Genomic DNA, 24397 nt, shown 5'->3' with positions numbered 1-24397 from the left:
TAAGCTTCTATTTAAGCAGTGTTTGGTAGTAATTTAATGAGTTGGCTGCCAACTGCTCGGCTGTAAATTTATCTTCGACGGTTTTACGGGCGTTTAATCCCATCTCTTTCCGCAAATGCTTGTTGGTTGCCAGTAACAATATTTTATCGGCCAGGCTTTGTGCATTACCGGTATCTGCAAACAGTCCATTATAGTTCTCTGTAATAATATCAGGCACACCGCCTACAGGGCAGCCTATTACCGGTTTGCCATAACTCATCGCTTCAATAAAAATAATACCAAACGATTCGTACCTTGACGGCGCTACAAAGATATCGCAATTCTGATAGGCTTCGGCTAAAGCATCATTCGCTATTTTTCCCTTAAAAAATACCTTCTTTAATAGAGCGTTCTGGTTGCCCTGCTCAAATCCGGTTTGATATTCGTTACCAGGGTCATTGCCAATCAATTCAAACAAAACATCCGGACATTCCTGTAACACCAGGGGAATGGCCGCCATGAGAACATCGGTTCCTTTGCGGTACTCTAACCTGCCGGTATATAAAATTTTGATAGCTGCCCCATTGTTGTAACTTTCTTCCTGCAGACCGGGCAGGTTTACACCGTGTGGAATGATTGTAAAATGGGCGGAATCAATAGCATATAGTCGTTCAAGTTCCTGCGCATGGCTGCGGGCATGTGTAATCAGGTGCCGGCTCTTCTTTATCAATGCGATTTCCAGGGCTGCTATTAAATTCATTCCCCTTGATTTAAAAGGGTAATGCGCTGTCATCATTTGTGACAAAGTGGTGCTTACCCTTACTGTTACCGGAGCTTTAACTCTTTTACGTAGTGCAAAATAACATAGCGAAAAGTAGCTGCTGGTTTCAACAACATCAATGTTGTACTGCTTTAGTATTTTGTTTAGGGTGCCGGCTGTAACCAGCATACACCTTAGCTTTAAGGCCAGATCAATAACCGCCCACCTGCGTTTAAAAAGCCGGTGTACCAATGCCGGAACTCTAACTTTAAAAGTTAATACAGTGATATTTGGGGCAGGGCTATGTTTGCTGAACGCATCGTGCTCGTTTTCATATTGCCCCCTAACATGCATTACCACAATGTTATTGCCTCTGGCTGCCAGGCTTTGGGCCAGCAATTGGTAATGGCTGGCTATCCCGCTGTCAATGGTGTGTTCATCAGGAAAGTAAGGTGTGATGAGCGTGATGTTCATCCTGATGTACGCACACTCCAGAACAGCATCCGCAGCAGCATTTTAAATTTTTGGAGAATATTAAGCGGATTGGCATGGGTTAGATAATAGAATATATTGCTCCAGGCAAAACTCATGCTTTGCCCCTCTTTAGCCAGGCAGAGGCAGCAGTAAACAGATTGGTTCAGGCACAATCCTTTATCTTCAAGTTTGTTTACTGCTTTGCTTTGCGCTAAAAACCGGTAATGATAACTGTAAAAACGATAATCATACAGGACTGAACTTAAGCCTGCTTCGCCGAAATGTACTATTTCCAAATTAATATATTGAGTTTTGAAAGCCGGATTACAAAACACCTTCAGGGTTAAATGGTAATCGGCCGCTACTTTGAAAGTAAGATCGTATTTTCCGGTATAATCAAATACCTGGCGTTTATAAAATATTCCCTGGTGATGTATGCCGCGCGATAATACTTTATTCAGGGTATCGTCGGTATAAGTGGTGCCTGATGGAAGGCCGGTCACATTGCCGTAAACCAGGTGGGCGTTTTCGCTTTGTATGGTGTTATACACAATGGTTAATACATCAGGTGCTGCAAAGGTATCGTCTCCGCCCATAAAATAAAACCATTGGCCGGTGGCCATATCCATGCCTTTGTTCATGGCATCGTAAATGCCTTTGTCTGGCTCTGATATAAATTGAATGGCCGTATCTGCGTCTCTTTTAAAGTTACTCACCATAAGCCGGGTATCATCGGTTGAGCCGCCATCAATGAAAACCAGTTCAACATCCTTGAAATTTTGGCTGATGATGCTGTCCAGCGTTTGCTGTAAGGTTTTGCTGCTGTTAAACAGCGGAATAATGATAGAGAAGAACGGTGTCAATCAGTACCTGCTAAAATATGATTAACCTGCGTTATCCAAATTTTGTAGCCTGTATCATTCCAGTGCGCATCGCTGCGGGAATACAGGTTTCTTTTATCCAGCTTAAAAATGTGGTAAACAGGTATGAGGGGAACGCTTGTTCTACGCTCAATGCGGGGCAGCAAATGGTTATAGATAAACCGGTGCTCATCATAAATTGAGGCTGCATTAGGGATAAGTGAAAGGTACACCTTTTTAAAGCCCAACGAAAGGTATCGCTGCTCATCGGCCTTCAGGTTTGCGCTTACCGAATCAATTTCGGCCTCAGATAGCGGCCTGAACACTGATTGGGCAGCGGCTGTATCCACCGTGTTATTTAGCAGCAGGCGTTTTTTATCGGTACTCACCGCAACCTCTTCAGGCAGCCTGCCTAAAACGTAATAATTGAATGATGCTTTTACTTCTTTGGCACAAGTAAATATCTTATCATCAAAAAGCAACAGCTCGATATTCTTATTGAGATCCTTATTAAAAATGATGTTGCCCAGGTGCTCAACTATGGAAACAGGCTTATAGGCTGCAGTAATAGCGGTATTAGTTACGATCTCGAACGATTTTTTTGAGCGGTAGCCCGCAATGTTCAGTTCAGCAAACTCCATAATGAGGTAGTTTTGCTTTGTAGTGTCAGGCCTAACCGGGCCGAAAGGAAATCTTCTGTCCAGAAAAATTACCCGGTCAAAGCCGCTGAACGCATTATCGAACAGTTTATCAGCAGTGAAACTATCACCAATAATATACAGTATTTTACCGGTCGGTTTTTTATTGCTGCGGTTATTATAATTTTTAAACGGCTGTAATTTAATCCTGTATTCCGGTAAAAAACTAATTCCATACAGGTCGCCGTACTCCCACCTGCTGGTACGTATAAAAACCTTGCGGTAAAGCGAGTTCGGCTTTGCGCTGCCGGGGGTAAGGTGATCGAAGTACCGGTCTTGTTTAATCCGGTTTACCAAACCCTGGTTCATGGCCGTTAATAAAACCGCCAGGCTGGCAATCGTAATTAATATGCCAGTTATCCTACGCATTAAAACTGGAAATATATAAATTGAGCCTCATTAAAAACACCCAGAAAATAACATAATATAATCAGGACAATTGAAGCGTATATTTTTTGAGGGATGCCCAGATTTGAAATCTTATACACGCTCTTCTCGCCGGCCATTAATAAAGCGATAATCAGGAGGCAATAAAATATCTCTTTTACATTCATTAGCCCCGCAGCTGTATAGGTCATGTTATTGAACGTTACAATATGGCCGAGCATAAAGAAAGCGTCCTGAACGGTATGCGCCCTGAAAAAGATCCAGGCAAAAAGCAGATACATAAAGGTGAAAACCACACTGAGATTCTGGTATAACAGGGGCGGAGCCTTTTTTGCCAGCCTGCTGCGGCGCTTTTTCGTATAAACTTCATAACACATGGCTACAGCGTGCAGCAATCCCCAGATAATGAAGGGCCATCCTGCGCCATGCCATAAGCCGCTGATGAGAAATGTAACCAGTAAGGCAAAGTAAACCGCGCCTTTGCCCCAGTTGCGTTTATTAATGAGGATGGGAGTAAATACATAATCGCTAAGCCAGGTGGAGAGCGAAATATGCCAGCGCCGCCAGTATTCGGTTACAGATGTACTGGTAAAAGGATAGTTAAAATTCCGCATCAGTTCAATACCCAGCGTAAGCGCAGCGCCTACAGCTATATCTGAGTATCCGCTGAAATCACAATAGATCTGAAAGGCGAAGAAGAAGATTCCAACCATCATATCAAGCGCCGAGTGGGCATGCAGGTTGGCAAATAAGGGATCAACATACAATCCAAGCCTGTCGGCTATTACTACCTTTTTAAACAGCCCTACCAGCATCAGAAAAATGCCCGTAAGCAGGTTTTTGTTATTGTATTTATTAACCCGGTGCAGTTGCGGCAAAACATGCTGCGGGCGCTCAATAGGGCCGGCCACCATTTGCGGGTAAAACATTACATACAAGGAGTATATGCCCAGGTGCCGCTCGGCTATTTGATTGCCGCGGTACACCTCAATGGTATAACTCATGGCCTGGAACGTGTGGAACGACAAGCCAATAGGCAAAATAAAGTTGAGCAGCGGAATTTCGGGCGCCCTGAAAGATGAGCCGATGAAGTTGATGTTTTGAGCCAGAAAATTAAAATATTTATAAAAAGCCAGCACGCCGATGTTTGCGGCCAAACTTAAAATAAGGTAGAGCTTGCGCTTGCGCCCTTCCGATTTTTCGATGAGTATCCCCGCACAATAATCAACAATAATGGTAAAGAAAATGATGAGGATATAAACCGGCTTAAAGTACATGTAAAAGTAACAGCTTGCTGCCAACAGCCATACCCAGCGTGCCCTATGCGGTAAGAGGTAATAAACAGGGGTTACTATCAGGAAAAAGAGCAGGAACAGGAGTGAATTAAAAAGCATTGGCCTGGCGGGAGCGGCTATAGGTTACTTTTGCAGCTTTTGTACAATTACAGCACACATATCGCCAATGTTCTTCCAGGCGTAAATTTCGGCACTGGTAAAGCGGATGTTAAAATGCTTTTCGATGGCTACTATCAGCTGGATATGGTTTAATGAGTCCCATTCTTCCACATCTGCAACCGTAGTGGCGGTTGTAAGGCGGATATCATCATTTTCAAGCACATCTTTAAAAATATCGTTAACCTGTTTAAGTACCTGTTCTGTATCCATTATAATTTGCTGGTAATAAAGGTTTGTTTATTAATGTAGTTGTTGGTATGAAGTTCCCAAACGTCGCCATTCTGAGTAAAGCCAAGACTTTGATAATGGTCTTTTACAATGCCATTCTTTTGAGTAGGCAAATACTCGCCAATTATCTTGTCGAAGCCGTGTGTTCGGGCGGTTTGTACGATACAATTAAGGGTAAAAGCTTCCATACTGCGCTTTAATATACGGCAGCTCATGATCCAGGTATCGACAAAGAGGCTACGCTTATCCATTTTTTTAAGAATGACTATTGCTGTAAGACCATTATCTCCAAATTTATCTTCAAGGGTAAAGGTGAAGGTGTAATAATCGTTGGAACTACTGATGCCGGCTATGTCGGCTTCGGTATAGCGTACAGTACGCAGGTTAAACTGGTTTGAGCGTAAGGTTAACTGGGCTACCCTTGGTGAAGTGAATTTATTAATACGGCTTACCTGCGAGCGCATCTGGAGGCTGACCAGGTAATCGGCTTCATCTGCAAAGCTGTTTTGCTGGCGGGTACGCTGGGCTTGCTGGCGGTACTGCCCGGTCCGGGCTTTATCGTCTTCTGTAAAAGTTACCGTTTCAAACAAATTCAAACTCCGCAGATACAGCATAAAATCCGCAGGATCCTCAGGCAGGGAAGGTACAGTGAGTTCGGGAATGGCGCTTTTCACCATCTCCCGCTCAAAAGGATTATCATCCAAAAACACCATGCTATCCATTCCAATATTGAGTGCCTGCTGTATGTGCCTGATGTTGTCGGCCTTATTTTCCCAATTGGCAACAAAAATACTGATGTCCTCAAGTTTGAGTACCATGTCCGGATGGGATATAAACGGTTCCTGTGCAATTTCAAGCGTATTTTTGCTGCATATTGCCAATAGGATACCCCTGTTTTTAAGTTCGCGGCACCACAGCTGCAGCTGGGTAAAGGCCTTGCCTATGCCAGGGCTTCCTATCAGGATATTTTCCGGTCCGTCATCGCCGATAGTTCCACCCCAAAGCGTGTTATCAAGATCAAGAATGAGGCATTTTTTTGATTTGCCGAGGCTTGACGCGATGATCTGGCAGATATTTTGACCTATACAAGGCAAAAAATCAAGCCCAAACACCATATCCGCATTGATATACATTTTGGTATCAAAGGTGTTTTCGTAACCTTTAACCGCCGATATTGATGTCAGCTCGGCAATGTGCAAACCGGTATTAGTCCCCGCAAGATCCATAAGGCCAAGATTTATTTTGCGGAGCTGGTATAAAAAAGAGGTTTGGGTTTTAGCCGCATAGCTGCCAAAGATCTGGTCGTTAATTTCAACATAGGTATTAATGATGATCTGGGCCTTTAAGTGCTGCGCTAACTTAATATACAGGTCGCCGGTTTTGGCAATAACGCAATCGGCAAAGTCAACGCGGTTATCCTGATTATAAAAGCTGTGCAGTAAATGTTCGGTTGATTGAATGATAACTACGCAGGCAGGCTCAAATGTATACAGTTCAGATGCTGGGTTGTAAACCTGCTGCTCAATCTGGTTATAACCGGCTTCGTACATCTCCAGGTTTAAACCCAGTTCTACTCCGTACCCCTTTATTGCTATATTAATAAACTGCGACGCACTGTCTGCCAGCAGCGCTATTTTAACCGGTGTTAAGCCGGTGATGTCTTTCTTTAAATTCTTTTTAAGTTGAGCGAATGACAGCATTTATTAATGCTATATATGTAAGTTGAGAAATGGTAATTAGAGCTTTATTGGGCTGTAATTGAATGGTTATTTATGCTGCTAATATTGGTTCTGCTATTTTTCTGCTTTTTAACTCCGTTTTATTGATGATGCGTTTTCCCAACCTTTGAAAAGGTATTTCGACGAAATTATACGTCAGGATAGATATACAGGTGCTTATGCAAAAAACAGAAACAAACCTAATGAATACACCAGCAGAAGCATTAATGTTATAATGCATAAAATTGTATTTAAACAGAATATTGAGCACAATTAAATGAACCAAATAAATACTGTAGCTTAATTTTCCTATAAATGCAGTGAAATTATTTACCAAAATTGCGGCAGGGTAATGAGCCAGTCCAAAAGATAAAAAGGCAAAAGCCAAGGCGAACAGATAATGTAGTTTGAAAATGTTTCCTCCGAGCAAATGTAAAATTATTAAGCCGGCGAGAAAGACGTAGGTAGCATAAAACCTTGTTGCTGCCTGATAGTCCTTAGTTTGTTCTGTAATATAGTATAAACAAATCCCTATCAAAAATACAGGAAGCTGTGAGCAAATACTTTCATAAATAAAACGCCCATTGATACCATATCACTGATGTGTAGGTATCTGGACATTAAACTGGTTAATAGCTTCGCGATAAGCATACAAGTTAGGGTAATGTTTACAACTTGGTGAACAGATCGTATGCGGAAAAAAATAAGCGGAAATATTAAATAGAATATTACTTCAATGCCAACTGACCATCCGCCCGGTACAGTTGAATTAATCCAGTAAGGGCTAAACCCGTGTATAAATAAAAAGTTAGCTGCCAGGGAGGATGCAGATGGATGATTGATATTTGCAATCAGTATTACAAATATAGCAATATAATAAAGGGGAATGATACGGAACCCCCGCCTTAAAAAATAATTACGAAGCGGATGTGCCTCAGCGTCTTTTTTTTGCCCTAAGGAAAGGCATAATGTGTAAGCGCTCAACACAAAAAAGAGCGTTACCCCCTTATCGGCATTTTGCAGAACAGTTTCAAAAACAGAGGGTAAACTATAATGACTGATACCAGCAAAATAGGGATGCGAATGGTGCAATACTACCAGCATAATGGCTATTCCCCTTAATGCGTCTATATACTTAAAGCGTTGCAATATTAAATTTATGAAACAGCGTTATGAGTTGACTTGAAATTACCGCGCCTGGTACTGTATTTTCTCCTGCCGTCGCTGGTAACGGTAGTTTTGCACCTGGGCTGAACATTCATACCACATCCAGAATAAAGACAGGAACAGGCCGGTAAAGCCGTCTTTAAATCCATGTTTTGTTAGATAGCTATATTTGAATGATTTGTAAGGTTCCAAAATAATGCCTTTTACAGAAGTGCGCCTGCCGGTTTTATAACGCGCCTCCCCTTCGTTTTTAAGATATCGCAGGTGTTTTTCAAACAGTTTACGGTAGCTTGTCATCCAGTAGTGATAAATATAATTTTCCCCGTTATACTGAATATCATACTTGGTATATCCGCTGTACAGAACTCTGCCTGCATGAACCAGCGGAACAAATTCGAAACGTTGCTTGTGAATTAGCAGTATCCGGCTATTGATGCCGCCCCAGTTGGTGCCGAGTAATTTTTTATTTTTAAAATGAAATAGCCATGGCGCTGTCACCGCCCCAACTTTTTCCGTTAAAGTGTCAGCCTGAAATAGTTGAGTTATTTCAGCAATTAATTCATTACTCAGCACCTCGTCGGGGTCAGTTATCAGTACCCAGTTATATTTAGTGGTTTGTGCGTACTTGGCATGTATCCATTCGCAGCCATCAACCTTTTCATGTATGATGACCTGTGCTCCAAAACTTTCAGCAATTTCCTTAGAATTGTCATAAGAGCCTAAATCAAAATATAAGATTTCCGAGCAAAATGATAATTTAGATAGCGACCCCTTAAGCATATCAGCCTCATTATAACCGACAACTATGGCAGAAATAGGATATTTCAATTGATTTATAGTTATTTAAGGTTAAATGAGTGTTGAAAGTAATGAATCTCTGCTGGGATACGGATGTAATGGTATAATATAATGATGATAGTAAGGGCTTAAATAAAAGTTGTTGATTTGTGAATTTAAATCCTTATCAACTAAACCAACGATAAAGTAATACTCTAATCCTGTTTAAAAACGTAATCCTTTTCCATTCATGTACTGTACCATGCGCATCTGCCGCCCAAATCTTTTGATGGTCTGCCTCCCACTGCGCTTTCATGTTAGGTGAATGGGTCTTGGCTGCATCATGCGTATGGGCAACTGATAAGGGCTCTTTGATCAGCAGCCTGCTATGGCCTTTTACCAGCCGGAGCCATAATTCATAATCGAGCGCACAATGCAGTTCCTCCCATACAGGTTCGTGGATGCGTGCATTCCAAAAAGTTGATGGCTGTATCAGTCCGGGAATCTTGATGAAGTAATCGGTGAAGGGAAGTATCCGGTTTGTTTTTCTTTCGCCGGTTAGTACGTTGCAGTCAATGCCATAACCGTAAACAAAATCAACCTCTGTTTTCATAAAGCTTGTTATCACTTTATGAAAAACGCCCTCCAGATAATAGTCGTCACTGTTGATCCAGGCATGATAGCCGCCTGATGACAGGCTAAACCCCATATTAATGGCATGGCTTTGACCTTCGTCTTTTCCGCTTTGATAATAGCTGATCCAGGGTGCGTATTTTTCAATGATTTGTAAAGAGCCGTCGTTGCTGCCGCCATCAATAATAATATATTCCAAGTTAGGGTAGTTTTGCAGCAGCACCGCCCTGATGGTTTGCTCTAAAAAGCCGGCTTGATTATACGATGGCGTAACAATAGTAAGTTTTGGCCAATTTATAGGTTCATCATAAACAGCAGGGTTGGTTTGCCGGTCCCAGGGCCAGCCGGTTTTGCCGGGTGGGGGAGGGGGTAAGGTACCCAATAAGCCATCTCCCTTGGTGGCAACCGTCGGCAGAGGAAAAGTGATGCCATTCTTTTTAAATGATACCAAATAGTTATTTAAGTCAGGAAGATGCACTTAAAATGGAATAATTATTTTTTAAAGTGCTTTCCACCGCGTTGTAAACATCACTTAACAATACTGAGTTTATATTTAATGATGACCAATTATTATAAGTGGCATCATCTGCATTAAAATCAGGAGAGAATATAGTTGTGATTTTGTTTTCTATATGATCCGGATATGGAATAAACCTTTTAAAAAGATCACCTCTTGAAATGCAAACTGCAGGTATTGATAAGGCCGCCGCAATGTGAACTGCTACTGTATCACTGCAAACAACAAGTTTTGCACCACCCATCAATTCACATAACTGTACTAAACTTAACTGCCCGGTTTTATTTATAAGATGATGCGTCGCACCATTCTGTTGAATTTTAATGCTATCGGTCATTTCATCTTTGCCACCAGCAAGTATCACATTTTTATCAAGGTCATATATGATACGCTTGCTTAAATCGCTAAAATTTTTATTGGTCCACTTTCTGCTCTCATCACTGGCGCCTATAAAAACTACAACACTATCATTATTTACAATGTTTAACCGCTGTTTCTCAATAAAGGGTTTACGATAATCACAGTTTTGTTCTGTGATTGTTTCAAATAATATTTTGTTTCTTTCAAATTCATGAAGATTATCAGAAGGCATATTTATTAACCGGGTATAAAATGCATTCCCTTTAAGCTTTAGCTGAGCCGATTGATTTATAGTATCACCATCAATACCAATTTTATTTAAGGCATGTATATATTTCACTATCCAGTCAACTTGAGCTTTGCGTGAATAGTTGGCATAAATTATAGTGTTTAACCGCAGGCACTGAAGTTTAAATAATAACTTTAGTAACTTCCATTTTAAAAAGTATTTGTCAGCATACCCAAAAAAAGCATCCACACTATATTTATCAAGATGAACCGAGAGGTCCTGATAAGCATTATTGCCAAGCAGGTATATCTTGTACTTTTTATACTTCTCAGATTCTTTTAAAAAACTAAGAAAGTTTCTGAATAAAATATAATCTCCAATGCCGTCAGTTTTAATAATTAAAAGCGTGTTCTTTCGGGATGGAACAAAAAAGAAGACAGCTTTGATAATGGTCGGCGCAATTTTGCGTATAACCAAAAATTTAAATTTATTACTGATAGAATGCATTAACCCTTAGAAATTTTTTCAAGCGCAATTGATTTAACATTACTTAAATCATGCTCCACTAAACTTTTTATGGTGCTGCTGGCGGGCTTAGTTAAGAAATATACAATTTTGTCTTTAATCCGGTCAATTAACGAGTTTTTGTATATCAGCGGGTTCTTGTTTAATTTTTGACGAGTAAAAAGATGAAGATTATCTCCATCCGAGTATAAGTTCATTCCATATTTATCGGCGATAAGCTCTAAGGATTTTAAGGTGTAAAAAATTATATGCTGACCTGTTTCCGGGGCAATGTACCACCAATCATCCGGAGAATTGATTTCTCTATGTATTATTCGGGTCGAGATCAAGATATTTGAAGCGTATGAAAGCAGCTCGTCAAAAAGCAGGTAAGGATTAGTAACATGTTCAAATACCTCAAAGCATGTTACCGCTTCAAAATGCAGGTCACTTGGTTTAAGGTCTGAAATATCATAATGAATAGCAAAGATATTTTGGCAGTAAATATCCTGCCGGTAAAAATCTAACCCTTTATCGCGTAGCAACCTTACTAATACACCGTATCCACCTCCAAAATCAAGAAACCTTTTACGGGTATCAAAAATTTTTGATGTGATATCCAAAACGGTTTTGCTTAAACTGAAATTTCTGCGTAGCAGGCCAATATCAGTTATGGTAATGGCATTTTCATAGGCTTCATCAAGCCAGTATGGATTTTCTGTTTGTAGTATCCCACAGTTTGTACATTTATAATATTGTATATCATGCTTAAACATTACTGTTGCCCGAAACAAAGGGATTAGTTTATTTGAACAAATGATGCAGGTCAACTTGTGGATAGTTATATTGTTTTACGGGCTTTAAACAGGCTATTGTAAGTGAGCTTAACTATTGGTGCTTTCTGCCCGATTATAAATTTTATCCTGTTAAATTTAGTATTGCCAAATTGAAACAATTTCTTAAAAGTTTTCCGGTCTAACCGGCGTGAAATCTGGATATTTACAGGATGCCTCACTACATCTATAGAAGTAAGCGGTAAAGCTGTTGTTTTTGGATCTGCCACTAAGGTATGAGTTGCGTTAGCTCCAAAACCTATGTTTGAAATGAAGTTGGTTGTGGGGGTAATACCTATTCCGTTATTTTTATAAACGGTATATGACCATTGAGTATCCCATGTATCAATGGTGTTGCTTGCTATATCATCAAAGCCTCTTTTCCAAAAATTGAATTCAGCTTTATCAGGAAATATTTTTTTTAAATTATCCAGCAAGCCAGAATTCGAATCCGGGCTAATATTGTAGTTGTACAGTGACCATGCCCTTTTCCAGGTTGCCCATCCCCATATATGTATGTAGCTACTAAAATAGTAGCTGTTTTTATTCAGAGCGGTTTTATCCTGAAAGCAAGCTCCTCCAATGTGCATTACCTGATTCTTGTTTCTGTATTTTTCTAATAAACATTCGCAGAAATTAAAAAAGCTTTCATTGGGCAAACAATCGTCCTCTAATATTATCCCTTCTTCCACGTAACTAAAAAACCAAGTGATAGCTTCTGATACTGCTTTTCCACAGCCCCTATTTTCATCTCTGAAAAGCGTCTTAACATTGCAATCCCAATCAATCTGCTCAATTATCGCTCTGGCAGCTTTACATAGCTGTAAGTCATCCGGGCGGGCGGCTCTGGGCCCGTCAGCAGCCACATAAAGATATGCAGGCTTAAATTTGCGTATAGCATTGAAAACAGTTTGAGTAATATCCGGGCGATTAAAAATCAGGAATAGTACCGGTGTTTTATTATTCATGAACTATGATGTAATCCTGCCAAGGTGCACTAATATATTTTTAACTTGCTGGTGCTGGCGTGCTATCATTTTTCTGTTTTTAAGAAGGGAAGCGCATGTGCCATACATTGAATTTAATGAAATTTTTTGTTCAACAGTGATAGCCTGCCATTTTACAAATTTTTGAAAAGCGATGAGGATAATATCTTTGATAAATGTTTTAGCGGCCGAACGCAGCCATGAATTATTGATATCATTAATGGTTCTTTTATTTTGATTGAAAAAAACATAATAACTGTTTAAAAGCACGCTGCTGTAACTAAGCCAATAAGAAAGGTTGATGATATAATTGGTATTTTGCTTTTTATGAGCAACAAAATGTTTAAATTTTAAGTTATTATCGGCTTTAATCTTATAACCCATTAAATGAAGCATCAAGCAAATTTCCACATCCCCGCCTGAAAGTAATACCTTGCCTATACGATCTGTTGTAATCTGTTGCCAGCCCAGTTGTTTTAATTTAGTTAACAAGCTTTTACGATATATTGCCCCTGCACCATAAACCCAATGTTCTTTTTCGACATGGTTTTGGGGGCCATTTACATAATATCTCGCAAGTTTTTCAACCTGATGGTTAACAGGCTGTTCAGGTTCAAATATTCCGCAACCGCCCAAAGCACCAATTCTGGTGTCGGCTTGCATGATGTTAAATAACTGGGAAACGTAATCATTAAGCAGCCAATTATCATCGTCGCAAAATAGTAGATACTCATAATTCGCAATTTCTATGCCTTTATCGCGGGCATGGCTTAAGCCGGGTATGGGTTGCTTTATTACTCTGAACTTGATATTAATATTGTTGTGCTTTTCCCATTCAGCCTTTGCAACAGAGGCCGTATTGTCAATAGATGCATTATCAATAATAATAACTTCCCAAAGTATATCATCCTGCACTTGTTGTAGAGCAATGTGCTGTATTGTTTTTGGGAGGCGCAAAGCACTGTTATAGCAGCAAACAATAATTGAAACACCTAACACTATTGCGGAGATATTATTGAAAACAGTTGTTGGCTCTCTGCTCTGTTTAAACTAAACTTTTTTACCATTTCCAAATTACAAATGGTAAGTTCCTTATCCATTTTTGCTTTATCATCGTTAATCAGCCGGATTACGTAGGTAAGTTGATCCATATTGGCGCACATATTAATAAGGGTGCTGTCAAATTCCTCTTCACAATTCTTATCAGTATTATAGCACAGGGTTTTTAAACCGGCTTTAATACTTTCTAAAGCCGAGTAGCCGATAAAATTACCAACCGTAAAATTTATGAAATAACCGGCCTTAATATCTTCATCAAGTTTATCAATAGGAACAGCCTTTTTAGTGAACGCGATATCAGACAAAACGCCCAGCCGGTTAGCGGTGCTAATAATTTGCTGATAAACAGCTTGGCTTTCTATCGGTCCTATAAAAAGTAGTCTTACTGTATTTATATTATTTTGCTTAAGTACCTCAAGTAAACTAAGCAGTTCGCCAAATGAGTTTTTATCTTCTGAAATGCGTGCAACTACGTTAATGTTAATCATTAAAAAATAACCTGAATAGTGTGATTTTAGATAACAGTGAGTCGCCGTATTGCTGTTTTAGCTCTCTAACCTGGTAGGCGTTAATACATACTACTGTGTCTTGCTCGTTGTTGAAGTAATTAGTATCAAAAGCGTAACTATAGTTTGGATTTTGAATGGCATTGGTGACATGCCAAAAGAAGCGATGCCTGTGAGTAACAACTTTCTTTATTTTATATACATTATATAGTCCGATGATGTGTATGCTGTTAAAAATGTTGTTTGCAAAATATTTGAGTATAATTGACCAGTAAATTGACCTAAACATTTTTAGCGGTGCTCTTAAATGTTTAATGTTCTGTAATCTCGTTCTTACAACCTTGATTTTTTTTTGTTTAAACACCTCGTCGTAATACTCGGCTTGGTAGCTATCTAATATCAATATGGTTGGCTTGATATCATTCTTTTTTGAAAATATTGCCAGCTCATAAATAAGTTTTTCGGCACCCCCTAAAGCCAGCGAACTGTTTACTATCAATATCTTACGCATAAGAGCCATACATATAATCGCATACACATTCAATTTTCTCATCACATATTAAAAGGTTCAGCGGCAAACTGAAATAAATTTCGGCCAGTTCTTCAGTTCTTGAGAAACCCCCTTTTTATAGATCGAATGCTGATAAACTTTTTTCAAATGCGGCGCAACAGGATAGTGGATGCTGATGCTACTTTGATTAAAGTAGTAAACTAATTGGCAACGCCAATATAGCACTGGACTTCGTTATATTGATCGTAAAAATATTCAAAGCCGCTTACTTCCTTATTGTTGTATAGATAAAAGGCGATATGAATTACAAATTTGATCAAATCATTCTAAGTAATAAATGCTGAAAATCCGATGCGCATTGTAGCAGTTAAAAAGTTATAACAGTTGCCCCCCAGGAGTAGCCTACCCCAAAACCGGCCAAAAGCCATTTTGCCTTTGGGGCAGCCGGTTTTTCTTTCATAGCATCATAAAGGGCAATAGGTACTGAAGAGGATACCGTGTTGCCCACACCGGCCATAGCGTTATAAAAATTAGGTACCGGAATATCCATTTTCTTACGAAGATGCTCCAGCATGTACTGATTGGCCTGATGCAGGATAAACTGGTCGATCCCAGCTTTATCAACGTTGTTTTTAAACAGTGTACCGGCAATAAGGGCAGGGACAATCTGGGAGGTGAAAGCAAAAATTTCGGGGCCGTCCATATACAGATGTCCCGGCGATTGCTCATTGCCGTAGCCATCATTTACGCTATCTCTGTTTTTATCGGGGTATCTGATGGCCCCTTGTTTTACCATCAGGTTTTCGGCCCCTTTGCCGTCGGTTCCTAATTCAAACTGGCCTATGGCTGCTATACCATCGGTGCTGATGAGGGTTGCGGCAGCGGCGTCGCCAAAAATGGTGCGATTGCCCTTATCGCCGGGATGAATAAATTTTGAGTAAGTTTCAGAAGTAAGCAGCAAGATGTTTTTTGCTATCCCGCCGGCTATTAATCCTTTAGCTAAAGCCAGGCCATAAATGTAACCTGAGCAGCCAAGATTGAAATCGAGCGCGCCCGCTTTTACAGGTAGGTTCAGTTTATCCTGAATAATGCAGGCGGTAGTCGGCAAAAAATAATCCGGACTTTGGGTGCAGTACAGTATAAAATCAATCTCGGCAGGGTTGATGTGGTGCTCAGTGAAAAGTTTTTGAGCGGCGGCAATAGCCATGTCTGATGCAAATTCGTCGGCTGCGGCAATGTGCCGGGTATTAATGCCTATCTTTTTTGCTATCTTTTCCACGCCCCATTCGGGAAATAGCTTCGCGAGTTCGGTGTTACTGAGTTGCTGTTGAGGTAAATAGTAGGAAATTGCTTTAATAAAAGCTTGCATTTATCGTATTACAAAGCCTCCATCAATTATCAAAGTACTGCCTGTTACCCACTTGCTGGCGTCAGACAGTAAATAAACCGCTGCATTGGCAACATCAGCAGGTTCACCATATCCCAAAGGATAGTTTGCTTCATCTTTTTTCATTTGCTCTTCAGTAAAGGTTGGGTCGTTGATGAGTTCAGTTCTTATCATTCCCGGCGATATATTATTTACCCTGATTTTCTGCGGGGCAAGTTCAATCGCTATTACCTTTTGAATAGCATTTATGGCCCCTTTTGAAGCGCTATACATGGAATTACCCGGCGAGCCGATATAGTTGCCCGCTATAGAAGATATGAATATTACCGATCCCTTCTTGTTTATTTTTTTGGCTTTCAGCAGCTTGTTAACTAAAAGGGCAGGCGAAAAAAAGTTTGTTTGAAAAATAGTATCTAATTCAAGTCTATTTATAAACTTAAACGGTAAAGCCTTTATAATCCCGGCAGACAATACCACGCCATCTAAGTTAGGCATTGCCCCAACCAGCTTATCCAGTTCTTGTTCAATGGCTAAATCAACAAGATATTTTCCGCCGGGCATTTCGAGCAAATCAAATGTTTCGGATAGCCTGTGCTCATTTCTGCCTGTAATATAAGTTTCGGCCCCCATGCCTGAAGCGGATATAGCAGTTTGCCTGCCTATACCTGAAGAGGCACCCGTTACTAAAATTTTTTTACCTTGTAAGGAAAAAGGATTATCCATAATATATAAGATCAGGAATAACAAGATGATCAGTAGTACATTGCATTGTTGCCCATGACAGGCCCACTCCAAAACCGCAGGCAACAATATTCTTCTTCCCGTTTTTTAGTTCATTTGCAGTTTCTGTAATCATGGTTAACGGTATACTTGCGCTGCTGGTGTTACCAAAATCTTTTAATGAGTAGGGTACAACGTTTTCGTGCAGGTGCAATTTTTTCCTGATCCGTTCATTCATCATCAGGTTTGCCTGGTGAAAAAAGAAATGGTTAACGGCGCTTTTATCTATTAAAAAGTTTGTTAACAATTTGTTTACGGTTTCAGGGGCTTTGGATATACCAAAAGAAAACACATCCATCCCATCTAACCATAGCTCAATATTGTTCCGGCTAATGCCCTGGTTGATAACATGCTCCACTAATGAAGCCTCTGAAAACCTGCTGCGGTGGCCGCCATCGGGTATCATGATGGCTTTATAGCCACTACCGTCGCTTGCAAGGTGAAATTTCATTCCTTCATCACCCTCACAATATTCTAAAGCAGTTACCGTACCAGCATCGCCAAACAAGGGGTAAGTGCTTTTATCCTGTTTCGAGCAGGAGATGGAGGATACATCGCCTGCACAAAGCAAGGCTTTCTTGATCATGCCGGTGTTCATATAGCTGCCAAGTGTACTTAAGCCGTAAATATACCCCGAGCAGCCTAAAGATATATCAATGGTAAAGCATTCCTGCGATAAGCTCAACCTGTGCTGCAGCGATGGAGAGGTAGCCGGAACAAGGTAATCGGGCGATTGGGTAACCATTATAAGCCCGTCAATTTCATCCTTGTTCCACTTTAAATCTGCAATCAGCTTTTCGGCAGCAACAACGCACATATCAGAGGTACAGGTGCCTGGCGAGGCAATGCGCCGGCGTTCAACACCTGTGGTTTTAATTAATTTTTCAATATCCAGCGTTGGAATATCATCAATATCAATATTTTCTTCAACCCTTGTTGGTACACAGGCGGAGATACCCCTGATTGCAACATTTTTAATATGCAGAAATGCCATTCAGGAGTTTGATTTGGTCAATACAATATCATAAACATCTTGTATTGTTTTAGAGTTTCTAACATCATCGCCTATCAGCCTAACTGCATAACTTTCATCAACCATAGCAATAACCGAAAGCGCTGTCATCGAATTCCATTCGTCATTTTCTTTAAATAATGTTTCGGCTGTAAAGCTGCTTGTATCTATTTCATCAAACTGATCAGCAAATTCACTTACAAATTTTTCAATGTTCATAGCTTAAATATTGGGTTGTATTATGCTTGTTAAAAAACTTTTTTTCCGCCTCGCATCCTCCTCATTTACTGTAAAATAATAGTTGAGTTCATCTTCGCCTATTATTGTTGCAAACATTTTATGATACCGCAATGCTTTTTTGTTGTTTTTCCTGACATCAAAAACGCACCTTTTATTTTTTAATTCTTCTGATGCAAATTTTGAAATAAACAGATCTGATTTCGCGCTTATAAACTCATCGCAACCTGATTTTATAAGCCAGCTGCCACAGGTGTAAGCAGTATCAGTTATATCATAAATTCTTACCACCCCAACTGGCTGGTTATGTTGATCGGCATATAGAATGTAATATTCCAGCCTGCGTGCCTCTCTTTCTTTGTAATTGCGGATCCAAGCTTTTTGCGCTTCAAGTTCATTGGTAACCGACGAAATGTGCTTTGCAAGCCTGGGATCGGTGCGAAGGCTGAAAATAAATTCTGCATCGGACTCCTCAACCAGCCTGAAAATCAATCCGTATTGATGCGCGGGTAATTGCAAAGGGTTTGTATGGTTTAGCAGTATTATGATTGGTAATCTACGGTAAAATCAAGCCTCGGATGTATCACTCCCGGTGCTAAAAAACTGTTGCTGCCTTTGCTCTCGTTTTCAACCTCAAAGCCAATAAAATCATCCGCGCCAAATAACAGATAGCGCTGGTTTTCACCAAAGATTAGCTTGAATGAATAATTTCCAGCGTTTAATAAATAAGGCGGAATAACGCATTTAACCGTATAGAAACCAGTGCTTGAATCGTTATTGGTTGATATAAGTACCCCATTGTGGAACACCGGTATCTCATCGCTGTTTTTTAATTCGAAGGTAGCATCAAGGTTAATGCCGGCCTTGCGGTTAAAAAAGGTCATTTCCAGGCTAAGCCCGGTTGCAATAGAAATACTTTCGCCCTCCAGCGATTTGATGATAAATTTTAACACCCTTATATTTTCATTGCCTGGCGCCGAACCAATATCAGCACGATGCTCAAATTTTGATTTGGTATTGTTGTTATTCTGGTAAAAGCTAACGGCTTCCAGCTGTTTGTTTTGATATATCAATTGCCCGCTGGCTAATACAATACCTTTATTGCAAAGTGTTTTTACCGCTGCCATATTGTGGCTGACAAACAAAACCGTACGGCCTTCGCCTTTGCTTAACTGCCCCATTTTGCCGAGGCATTTTTTCTGGAATTCAGCATCGCCTACAGCCAGTACCTCGTCAATAATTAAAATCTCACTTTCGAGGTGGGCCGCTACCGCGAAGGCCAGCCTTACATACATGCCTGACGAATAGCGTTTTACAGGCGTATCAATATAGCGTTCAACGCCGGCAAAGTTTACGATCTCATCAAACTTGTGTTTTATCTCGGCTTTGCGCATGCCCAGTATAGCTCCGTTCAGGTAAATATTCTCGCGTCCGGTAAGCTCCGGGTGAAAGCCTGTGCCAACTTCTAATAAACTGGCAATCCGGCCTTTAATTTTAAATGAGCCTGTAGTGGGGGTAGTAATACGGCTCAGAATTTTAAGCAATGTACTTTTACCTGCACCATTGCGACCGATGATGCCTACCGCATCACCTTGTTTTATTTCAAAGTTGAGGTCTTTCAGGCTCCATATTACATTACTGTCACCTTTCAGGGTGCGGTCATTTACCTCGCCAATTTTCAAAAATGGATCTTCTCTTCCTCTAACCCGTGCCCAGTAGCGTGCTAAATCGCGCGAGATAGTACCTGTTCCTAAATTCCCTAACTGGTAAGCTTTGGAAAGCCCCTCTGCTTTAATTACCGGATTGCTCAATCAACCTCCTGTTGGTATACAGCTTCGCCACATCAGTTACAATAAAGTAATTTAATAGCCTGATTATCAATGATTTTGACCCAGCTAATGCTGTGGTGCGCTTAGCCTGAATTTACTGCTGAACCAAAGGTTTATGGCAGGCGGTGTTCCGGTAAGCCGTAGGGTCTATATACTATATGTCTTTTGCGAATATAAATAAAATGTAGTTGTTTTAACGGTTGCGGTTAATACTCCCACTCATTGAAGAACTGTATACGAAGCGTGGCAGCTAAGTGTTGTCCAATAACTGTACAGGCGTTATTGGCAAAGGGTTAGTACTACAATAATAGTAAAGATGCGATAAGTTAAATTTATCGCTCTATCCGGCTTACCTATGTGTATTCAGCATCAATAAGAAAGCACAAACCTTAATTATCAGACTCCTTTTTAAAGTTGCGGCTGTTCTGTGCCAATAGGATGTTTTGTAGTTGTTACAATTGCCTGCAGGGATTGCCAGGTGTATAATAAGGCCTTTAATCAGATGGCCACAAGTTTGCTGGAAACTAATGGTTCTATTAAGATTGTAGTTGAGGGTGGCAATAAGTGTTCGAAAGGTTTTTTAAGTTGAGATGATTGCGTTCACATGATGCCGCTGCATTTGCAGATACCGGAGTTGTATACATCTGCCAAGTAGGCTATTCAATTTTTATCATGACGGTAATAAATAAACACTGCATTTCGAGATGACTTACTGTCCGGTTATGCGGAAACCGGGAGCGCATGGTACACCATGGGTAGAAATAAACAACCTTCTATTGCGCTGATGATTCAGTATTCAACAATAACCAGATAGCTTGTTTTACTTATAGTTATCCTGAATGATACAGAATTTATTGATGTTGTGAATAAAATACTCAGGGGTAGTAGCTAAAAAATAGTTGAAGTCCTTTATTAAATGGCTCTGATCGTAATAGCCGTAGCTTACGGCAACATCTACCCAGTTAATTTTTGCCGGTTCCATTTGTGAAAGATAGGATACAACAAGTTTGAAGCGTTTGAATCGTATTAACTCCTTTGTTGAATACCCCAGGTATTTCTGGAAACGTAGTTGTACCGTTCTTTGAGCCAGGCCATGATCAGAAGCTATTGCTTTTACAGGTTGTTTTGCAGGATCATTAAAATAACTGCGGCCATTCAGAAGCGCCTCGCTGGCCGGTTCAGAGCTGTTTAGGATATTTAAAAGCCCTATCCGTAAGCCGTTTATTCTTCCATCCGTATTTTCAATTTGAGCAAGCCGTTCCCACATCAGGCTGTAGTAATTTCCATTATTAAGTTTGTCGGGATCATATAATTCGTCTTGCTTAACCTTCGTCATGGAAACACCAAAAAAGCGATAAAAGCCGTTTAGCGTAAAATTAACCACGATAAGATTGCAACCTGGCTGCAATTCGTAATTCAATCTTTTTTTTAAAGGCCCCAATACGGCAATCCGGTTTATTTGCCTTTTATCTAACGGGCTGTTATCAAATGAATATGGCACAGGCGGCCCGAAATTAAACACAAGCATCATCTCAAGGTTGGGCATGAGGTGTTTTAATACTTTCACGTCGTTCTCACTGCATAAGAGCAAGTAGAAGTAGCTGATTACTTCCTTTAAAGCCAGACCTGCATCAATAATTGTTTCTGCCATTATAAAATCGTGTTTGCGTTTTCTTACAATCCGGCTTTAAAAAGAAACTATAATTTTACTATCAAGTTTAAAAAATTATGGAAACATCAGGAAAAGCAACTATTTTAATTACAGGTGCCACTGGTAACATCGGCACAGAAGTGAGTAAGCAGCTATCTGCCGAAAAAGTTCCGTTTAAGGCTATGGTACGGTCTGCTGAGGAGGCTAAATTGCTCAAAAGCTTGCCTTATTGCGAAATTGTGACCGGAAATTTTGATGACACAGCAAGTATAGAAGCTGCTTTGCAGGGAATTGAAACGGCATTTTTGTTAACCAATTCTACAGAAAAAGCTGAGAAGCAACAATCTGATTTCGTTGAAGCTGCAAAGAAATCTGGTGTTAAGCACATTGTTAAACAGTCGCAGTGGGCAGCTGATCAACATTCACCGGTAAGGTTTCTCCGCTACCATGCTTTAGTAGAGCAAAGGATCAAAGATTCCGAACTTAACTATACTTTCTTGCGTCCTAACCTTTTTATGCAGGGATTGCTTGGGTTTAAAGGTACCATAGTTGAACAGGGGAAATTTTTTGCTGCTGTTGGTGAAGCAAAAATCAGCGCTGTAGATATACGTGATATTGCGTCAGTTGCTGTAAAGGCACTAACCGGAAAGGAGCATTATAATAAAATTTATAACCTTACAGGCCCCGCTGCGATAACTCATCAGGAGATGGCCGGATATTTATCTGAGGCAACAGGTAAAGCCATAACCTTCATTGATGTTTCACCAGAATCCATGATGCAGGCGTTGCTGGATGCAAAGTTTCCGGAATGGATGGCAGAAGGACTTATTGAGGATTATGCTCATTATGCGAGGGGTGAGGCTGCTGTTGTTACTGACGATATTAAAAAAGTTACAGGCAAGGCGCCTTATGATTTTAAGAGCTTTGCAGATGATTACAAAAGTCAATTTGCTAATTAAAACTGGTTAGGTTATTCCGGGTTTGGAATAGCTATGAAGAGCCTGGAATTTGAGCATTTTCTAAATGATCATATGATTTTGCAGCAGGCTATTGCCTGCTGCAAAAATTAAAGTGCCTATAGTACGGCTTATTAAGAAACAGCGTAGGCATATCGTCTGATGCTTCTGCTTTTTAAGGCCGGCAGTACCTGTTTTGTTCTTAAGAAAAGCGAATGCAGCTACGTTCAATGGTTTCCCGATCAAACTCCTGCTTTTATACTCAACAAATTAACTTAGCATTGGGTTAAATACTAAACACCTCCATTCAAATAATTCAGGAGGAACAGCAGTTCCTTCTGAATTAAGTGGTGGTCTTTAATAGCCGGGATTTTGGTACATCTTATCCGGATTTAACTTGTACTCGTCAAAAGGAATAGGATAATAGCGATCTTTTGCATTAAAGTTACTTAATTGCGCTAATCCGAAATCAGTTTGTTTTTTCGTCTTGAAATAAGTTACCAATTCATTAGTGTTAAAAGTTCTGATCAGATCATACCAGCGATGATGTTCAAAAGCCAGTTCCACACGCCGCTCGTGCAGGATGGCCAGCTTAAGTGTAGGATACCGGGCTGCATAATCGGCATTGGTTAGTGATACTGCATAGGCAGGCATACCTGCCCGTACCCTCACCTGGTCTAAATAAGAAATGGCAGCAGCATTATCACCCAAATAGCTGTTTACCTCTGCAAGTGATAAAATCACATCGGCGTAGCGCATCAATATCCAGTCGTTACCGCCGTAGCCGTTAGTGGTAGCCTTATCGCTGTTGTCCCTGAATTTAGTTACAAACCAGTCTTTAACCGTAGCGTCATTGGCAAATTTTACCGAGAAGGCCATACGCGGGTCGCCGGTTTCATACTCGTTGATCAAATCGCGGGTAACGTTGTAGCCCACACCCGAAGTTACTTTTTTTGAATTGATGGTTTCGCCCTTAGCCTGGTTGTTGGCGGCAAGCGGTGAGCTGTAAGTAAGGTCGCCCTGTATGTTTACAATCTGAAAGATCAACTCCGGGCAGGTAGTTTTCTTACTTACATCAAACACATCAGTGTAAGGTATACTGCTTAATGCGCCAAAGGTGCGCATGTTATAAGCGTTGGTTAGATAGGTTTTGGCGCTATTCAAATTGGCTTGCCGGTTGGCCGGGTCTATGGTAGTAGCCATAGTTAAATACACCTGCCCCAGCAGAAAATTAGCTGCTGCCTTAGATGTTCTTCCGGTGGGTGCCTGCAAATTGGGCAGGGGGCTGTTATTAATTACCTCTTTCAGGTCGGCTACGATTTGCTGATAAACTACCTCCTGCTTTTCACGGAAAGTTGCATCAGTTAATTCTGTGGCAGATAAAGGTTTGGTCACTAATGGCACATCACCCCATGTGCGCACCAGATGAAAATAAATCAGCGCCCGCAAAAATTTTGCTTCTGCTGTGTATTGCAGTTTCTGGTTATTATCAGTAAACGTAACCTGATCAATATGCGATAGTACCGTATTAGCCCGCGTAATTGTGGTATACAAAGATACCCAATGGCTTTTCAGGTAAGTATTGCTGGGCAGTATCGAGAAGTTGTTAAACTGAAAGGGTTCGCCGGCATTCGACTGGTTATCATTGGTGCCTGTATCGTCGGAGCGCTGATCCGTCCATAAATCGCTGCTCTCGCCAATATTGTTACTACTGCGCAGCGATTGGTAGATGCCATTTACCGCCAGCAATACATCATTGGGCGTTTTATAGCTTTCATCAACCGTAATGGCATTGGGGTCGCTCTCATTCAGAAAATCTTTTTTGCAGGATTGAAATATTGCCATACCTGCAGCAAGGCAGGTAATGGCTATAAGTTTTCTTTTCATTTGTTGTACTGTTAGCGT

At 40.5% G+C, this 24397-nt stretch carries 25 protein-coding genes; 1 reads left to right on the top strand and 24 read right to left on the bottom strand.

Annotated elements, in window-relative coordinates; translation table 11 throughout:
* Positions 1-7: 7 nt before the first annotated feature.
* The 23 genes from ACY652_RS05695 to ACY652_RS05585 form a co-directional block, all read right to left on the bottom strand.
* Complete coding sequence (locus ACY652_RS05695; RefSeq protein WP_462267064.1) at positions 8-1213, bottom strand: glycosyltransferase family 4 protein; 1206 nt, start codon at positions 1211-1213, stop codon at positions 8-10.
* On the bottom strand, positions 1210-2076 hold the full coding sequence (locus tag ACY652_RS05690; protein ID WP_462267063.1) for a glycosyltransferase family 2 protein: 867 nt from the start codon (positions 2074-2076) through the stop codon (positions 1210-1212). The genes ACY652_RS05695 and ACY652_RS05690 overlap by 4 nt, the downstream gene beginning before the upstream one ends.
* Entirely contained in the window at positions 2073-3140 is a 1068-nt protein-coding gene (locus tag ACY652_RS05685) for a hypothetical protein (RefSeq protein WP_462267062.1), read from the bottom strand. The genes ACY652_RS05690 and ACY652_RS05685 overlap by 4 nt, the downstream gene beginning before the upstream one ends.
* On the bottom strand, positions 3140-4435 hold the full coding sequence (locus tag ACY652_RS05680) for an MBOAT family O-acyltransferase (RefSeq protein WP_462267061.1): 1296 nt from the start codon (positions 4433-4435) through the stop codon (positions 3140-3142). Before ACY652_RS05680 ends, ACY652_RS05685 begins: the two co-directional genes overlap by 1 nt.
* A gap of 141 nt (positions 4436-4576) precedes the next feature.
* Positions 4577-4822, bottom strand: coding sequence for an acyl carrier protein (locus tag ACY652_RS05675; protein WP_462267060.1), 246 nt, complete (start codon positions 4820-4822; stop codon positions 4577-4579).
* Positions 4822-6540 (bottom strand): HAD-IIIC family phosphatase, encoded by a 1719-nt coding sequence (locus tag ACY652_RS05670; protein ID WP_462267059.1) that lies wholly within the window; start codon positions 6538-6540, stop codon positions 4822-4824. The genes ACY652_RS05675 and ACY652_RS05670 overlap by 1 nt, the downstream gene beginning before the upstream one ends.
* A gap of 70 nt (positions 6541-6610) precedes the next feature.
* A complete protein-coding gene (locus ACY652_RS05665) occupies positions 6611-7120 on the bottom strand; it encodes an acyltransferase family protein (protein ID WP_462268224.1) in 510 nt (169 codons plus the stop codon).
* Positions 7093-7707, bottom strand: coding sequence for an acyltransferase family protein (locus ACY652_RS05660; RefSeq protein ID WP_462267058.1), 615 nt, complete (start codon positions 7705-7707; stop codon positions 7093-7095). The genes ACY652_RS05665 and ACY652_RS05660 overlap by 28 nt, the downstream gene beginning before the upstream one ends.
* Positions 7708-7746: 39 nt before the next feature.
* Entirely contained in the window at positions 7747-8553 is an 807-nt protein-coding gene (locus ACY652_RS05655) for a glycosyltransferase (protein ID WP_462267057.1), read from the bottom strand.
* 136 nt (positions 8554-8689) lie between these two features.
* On the bottom strand, positions 8690-9586 hold the full coding sequence (locus tag ACY652_RS05650) for a glycosyltransferase family 2 protein (protein WP_462267056.1): 897 nt from the start codon (positions 9584-9586) through the stop codon (positions 8690-8692).
* A gap of 13 nt (positions 9587-9599) precedes the next feature.
* Complete coding sequence (locus tag ACY652_RS05645) at positions 9600-10748, bottom strand: glycosyltransferase family 9 protein (RefSeq protein ID WP_462267055.1); 1149 nt, start codon at positions 10746-10748, stop codon at positions 9600-9602.
* Positions 10748-11521, bottom strand: a complete 774-nt coding sequence (locus tag ACY652_RS05640) for a class I SAM-dependent methyltransferase (RefSeq protein WP_462267054.1) — start codon at positions 11519-11521, stop codon at positions 10748-10750. The genes ACY652_RS05645 and ACY652_RS05640 overlap by 1 nt, the downstream gene beginning before the upstream one ends.
* 65 nt (positions 11522-11586) lie before the next feature.
* Positions 11587-12546, bottom strand: coding sequence for a nucleotide-diphospho-sugar transferase (locus ACY652_RS05635; RefSeq protein ID WP_462267053.1), 960 nt, complete (start codon positions 12544-12546; stop codon positions 11587-11589).
* A gap of 3 nt (positions 12547-12549) precedes the next feature.
* Entirely contained in the window at positions 12550-13563 is a 1014-nt protein-coding gene (locus ACY652_RS05630) for a glycosyltransferase family 2 protein (RefSeq protein ID WP_462267052.1), read from the bottom strand.
* Entirely contained in the window at positions 13563-14111 is a 549-nt protein-coding gene (locus ACY652_RS05625; RefSeq protein ID WP_462267051.1) for a hypothetical protein, read from the bottom strand. The genes ACY652_RS05630 and ACY652_RS05625 overlap by 1 nt, the downstream gene beginning before the upstream one ends.
* Positions 14104-14682, bottom strand: a complete 579-nt coding sequence (locus ACY652_RS05620) for a glycosyltransferase family protein (protein ID WP_462267050.1) — start codon at positions 14680-14682, stop codon at positions 14104-14106. The genes ACY652_RS05625 and ACY652_RS05620 overlap by 8 nt, the downstream gene beginning before the upstream one ends.
* 325 nt (positions 14683-15007) lie before the next feature.
* Positions 15008-16009 carry a ketoacyl-ACP synthase III gene (locus tag ACY652_RS05615; protein ID WP_462267048.1) on the bottom strand — a complete coding sequence of 334 codons (1002 nt, stop codon included), beginning with the start codon at positions 16007-16009 and terminating at the stop codon, positions 15008-15010.
* On the bottom strand, positions 16010-16750 hold the full coding sequence (locus tag ACY652_RS05610; protein ID WP_462267047.1) for an SDR family NAD(P)-dependent oxidoreductase: 741 nt from the start codon (positions 16748-16750) through the stop codon (positions 16010-16012).
* Positions 16743-17801, bottom strand: a complete 1059-nt coding sequence (locus tag ACY652_RS05605; RefSeq protein WP_462267046.1) for a 3-oxoacyl-ACP synthase III family protein — start codon at positions 17799-17801, stop codon at positions 16743-16745. The genes ACY652_RS05610 and ACY652_RS05605 overlap by 8 nt, the downstream gene beginning before the upstream one ends.
* Positions 17802-18038 (bottom strand): hypothetical protein, encoded by a 237-nt coding sequence (locus ACY652_RS05600; RefSeq protein WP_462267044.1) that lies wholly within the window; start codon positions 18036-18038, stop codon positions 17802-17804.
* 3 nt (positions 18039-18041) lie between these two features.
* Positions 18042-18575 carry a GNAT family N-acetyltransferase gene (locus ACY652_RS05595; RefSeq protein ID WP_462267042.1) on the bottom strand — a complete coding sequence of 178 codons (534 nt, stop codon included), beginning with the start codon at positions 18573-18575 and terminating at the stop codon, positions 18042-18044.
* 23 nt (positions 18576-18598) lie between these two features.
* A complete protein-coding gene (locus ACY652_RS05590; RefSeq protein WP_462267041.1) occupies positions 18599-19867 on the bottom strand; it encodes an ABC transporter ATP-binding protein in 1269 nt (422 codons plus the stop codon).
* Positions 19868-20705: 838 nt separating this feature from the next.
* Positions 20706-21536, bottom strand: a complete 831-nt coding sequence (locus ACY652_RS05585; RefSeq protein WP_462267040.1) for a helix-turn-helix domain-containing protein — start codon at positions 21534-21536, stop codon at positions 20706-20708.
* Between the two features lie 77 nt (positions 21537-21613).
* On the opposite strand from ACY652_RS05585, the gene ACY652_RS05580 reads away from it, so the two are divergent.
* Positions 21614-22495 (top strand): SDR family oxidoreductase, encoded by an 882-nt coding sequence (locus ACY652_RS05580; RefSeq protein ID WP_462267038.1) that lies wholly within the window; start codon positions 21614-21616, stop codon positions 22493-22495.
* A 354-nt stretch (positions 22496-22849) separates the two neighbouring features.
* Here the strand turns inward: ACY652_RS05580 and ACY652_RS05575 are convergent, their stop codons facing one another.
* A complete protein-coding gene (locus ACY652_RS05575) occupies positions 22850-24379 on the bottom strand; it encodes a RagB/SusD family nutrient uptake outer membrane protein (protein ID WP_462267037.1) in 1530 nt (509 codons plus the stop codon).
* Positions 24380-24397: the final 18 nt, after the last annotated feature.

The sequence above is a fragment of the Mucilaginibacter sp. genome, assembly GCF_965200995.1.
Taxonomy (GTDB): domain Bacteria; phylum Bacteroidota; class Bacteroidia; order Sphingobacteriales; family Sphingobacteriaceae; genus Mucilaginibacter.
Note: the sequence above shows the minus strand (reverse complement) of the source record. Positions and strands in the feature narration are given on the sequence as shown.

What these genes read in the sequence shown, in the direction of transcription:
- ACY652_RS05695 (WP_462267064.1), bottom strand. Translation starts at nt 1,213, where the DNA reads ATGAACATCACGCTCATCACACCTTACTTTCCTGATGAACACACCATT.
- ACY652_RS05685 (WP_462267062.1), bottom strand. Translation starts at nt 3,140, where the DNA reads ATGCGTAGGATAACTGGCATATTAATTACGATTGCCAGCCTGGCGGTT.
- ACY652_RS05680 (WP_462267061.1), bottom strand. Translation starts at nt 4,435, where the DNA reads ATGTACTTTAAGCCGGTTTATATCCTCATCATTTTCTTTACCATTATT.
- ACY652_RS05675 (WP_462267060.1), bottom strand. Translation starts at nt 4,822, where the DNA reads ATGGATACAGAACAGGTACTTAAACAGGTTAACGATATTTTTAAAGAT.
- ACY652_RS05670 (WP_462267059.1), bottom strand. Translation starts at nt 6,540, where the DNA reads ATGCTGTCATTCGCTCAACTTAAAAAGAATTTAAAGAAAGACATCACC.
- ACY652_RS05645 (WP_462267055.1), bottom strand. Translation starts at nt 10,748, where the DNA reads ATGCATTCTATCAGTAATAAATTTAAATTTTTGGTTATACGCAAAATT.
- ACY652_RS05640 (WP_462267054.1), bottom strand. Translation starts at nt 11,521, where the DNA reads ATGTTTAAGCATGATATACAATATTATAAATGTACAAACTGTGGGATA.
- ACY652_RS05635 (WP_462267053.1), bottom strand. Translation starts at nt 12,546, where the DNA reads ATGAATAATAAAACACCGGTACTATTCCTGATTTTTAATCGCCCGGAT.
- ACY652_RS05625 (WP_462267051.1), bottom strand. Translation starts at nt 14,111, where the DNA reads ATGATTAACATTAACGTAGTTGCACGCATTTCAGAAGATAAAAACTCA.
- ACY652_RS05620 (WP_462267050.1), bottom strand. Translation starts at nt 14,682, where the DNA reads ATGAGAAAATTGAATGTGTATGCGATTATATGTATGGCTCTTATGCGT.
- ACY652_RS05615 (WP_462267048.1), bottom strand. Translation starts at nt 16,009, where the DNA reads ATGCAAGCTTTTATTAAAGCAATTTCCTACTATTTACCTCAACAGCAA.
- ACY652_RS05610 (WP_462267047.1), bottom strand. Translation starts at nt 16,750, where the DNA reads ATGGATAATCCTTTTTCCTTACAAGGTAAAAAAATTTTAGTAACGGGT.
- ACY652_RS05605 (WP_462267046.1), bottom strand. Translation starts at nt 17,801, where the DNA reads ATGGCATTTCTGCATATTAAAAATGTTGCAATCAGGGGTATCTCCGCC.
- ACY652_RS05600 (WP_462267044.1), bottom strand. Translation starts at nt 18,038, where the DNA reads ATGAACATTGAAAAATTTGTAAGTGAATTTGCTGATCAGTTTGATGAA.
- ACY652_RS05585 (WP_462267040.1), bottom strand. Translation starts at nt 21,536, where the DNA reads ATGGCAGAAACAATTATTGATGCAGGTCTGGCTTTAAAGGAAGTAATC.
- ACY652_RS05580 (WP_462267038.1), top strand. Translation starts at nt 21,614, where the DNA reads ATGGAAACATCAGGAAAAGCAACTATTTTAATTACAGGTGCCACTGGT.
- ACY652_RS05575 (WP_462267037.1), bottom strand. Translation starts at nt 24,379, where the DNA reads ATGAAAAGAAAACTTATAGCCATTACCTGCCTTGCTGCAGGTATGGCA.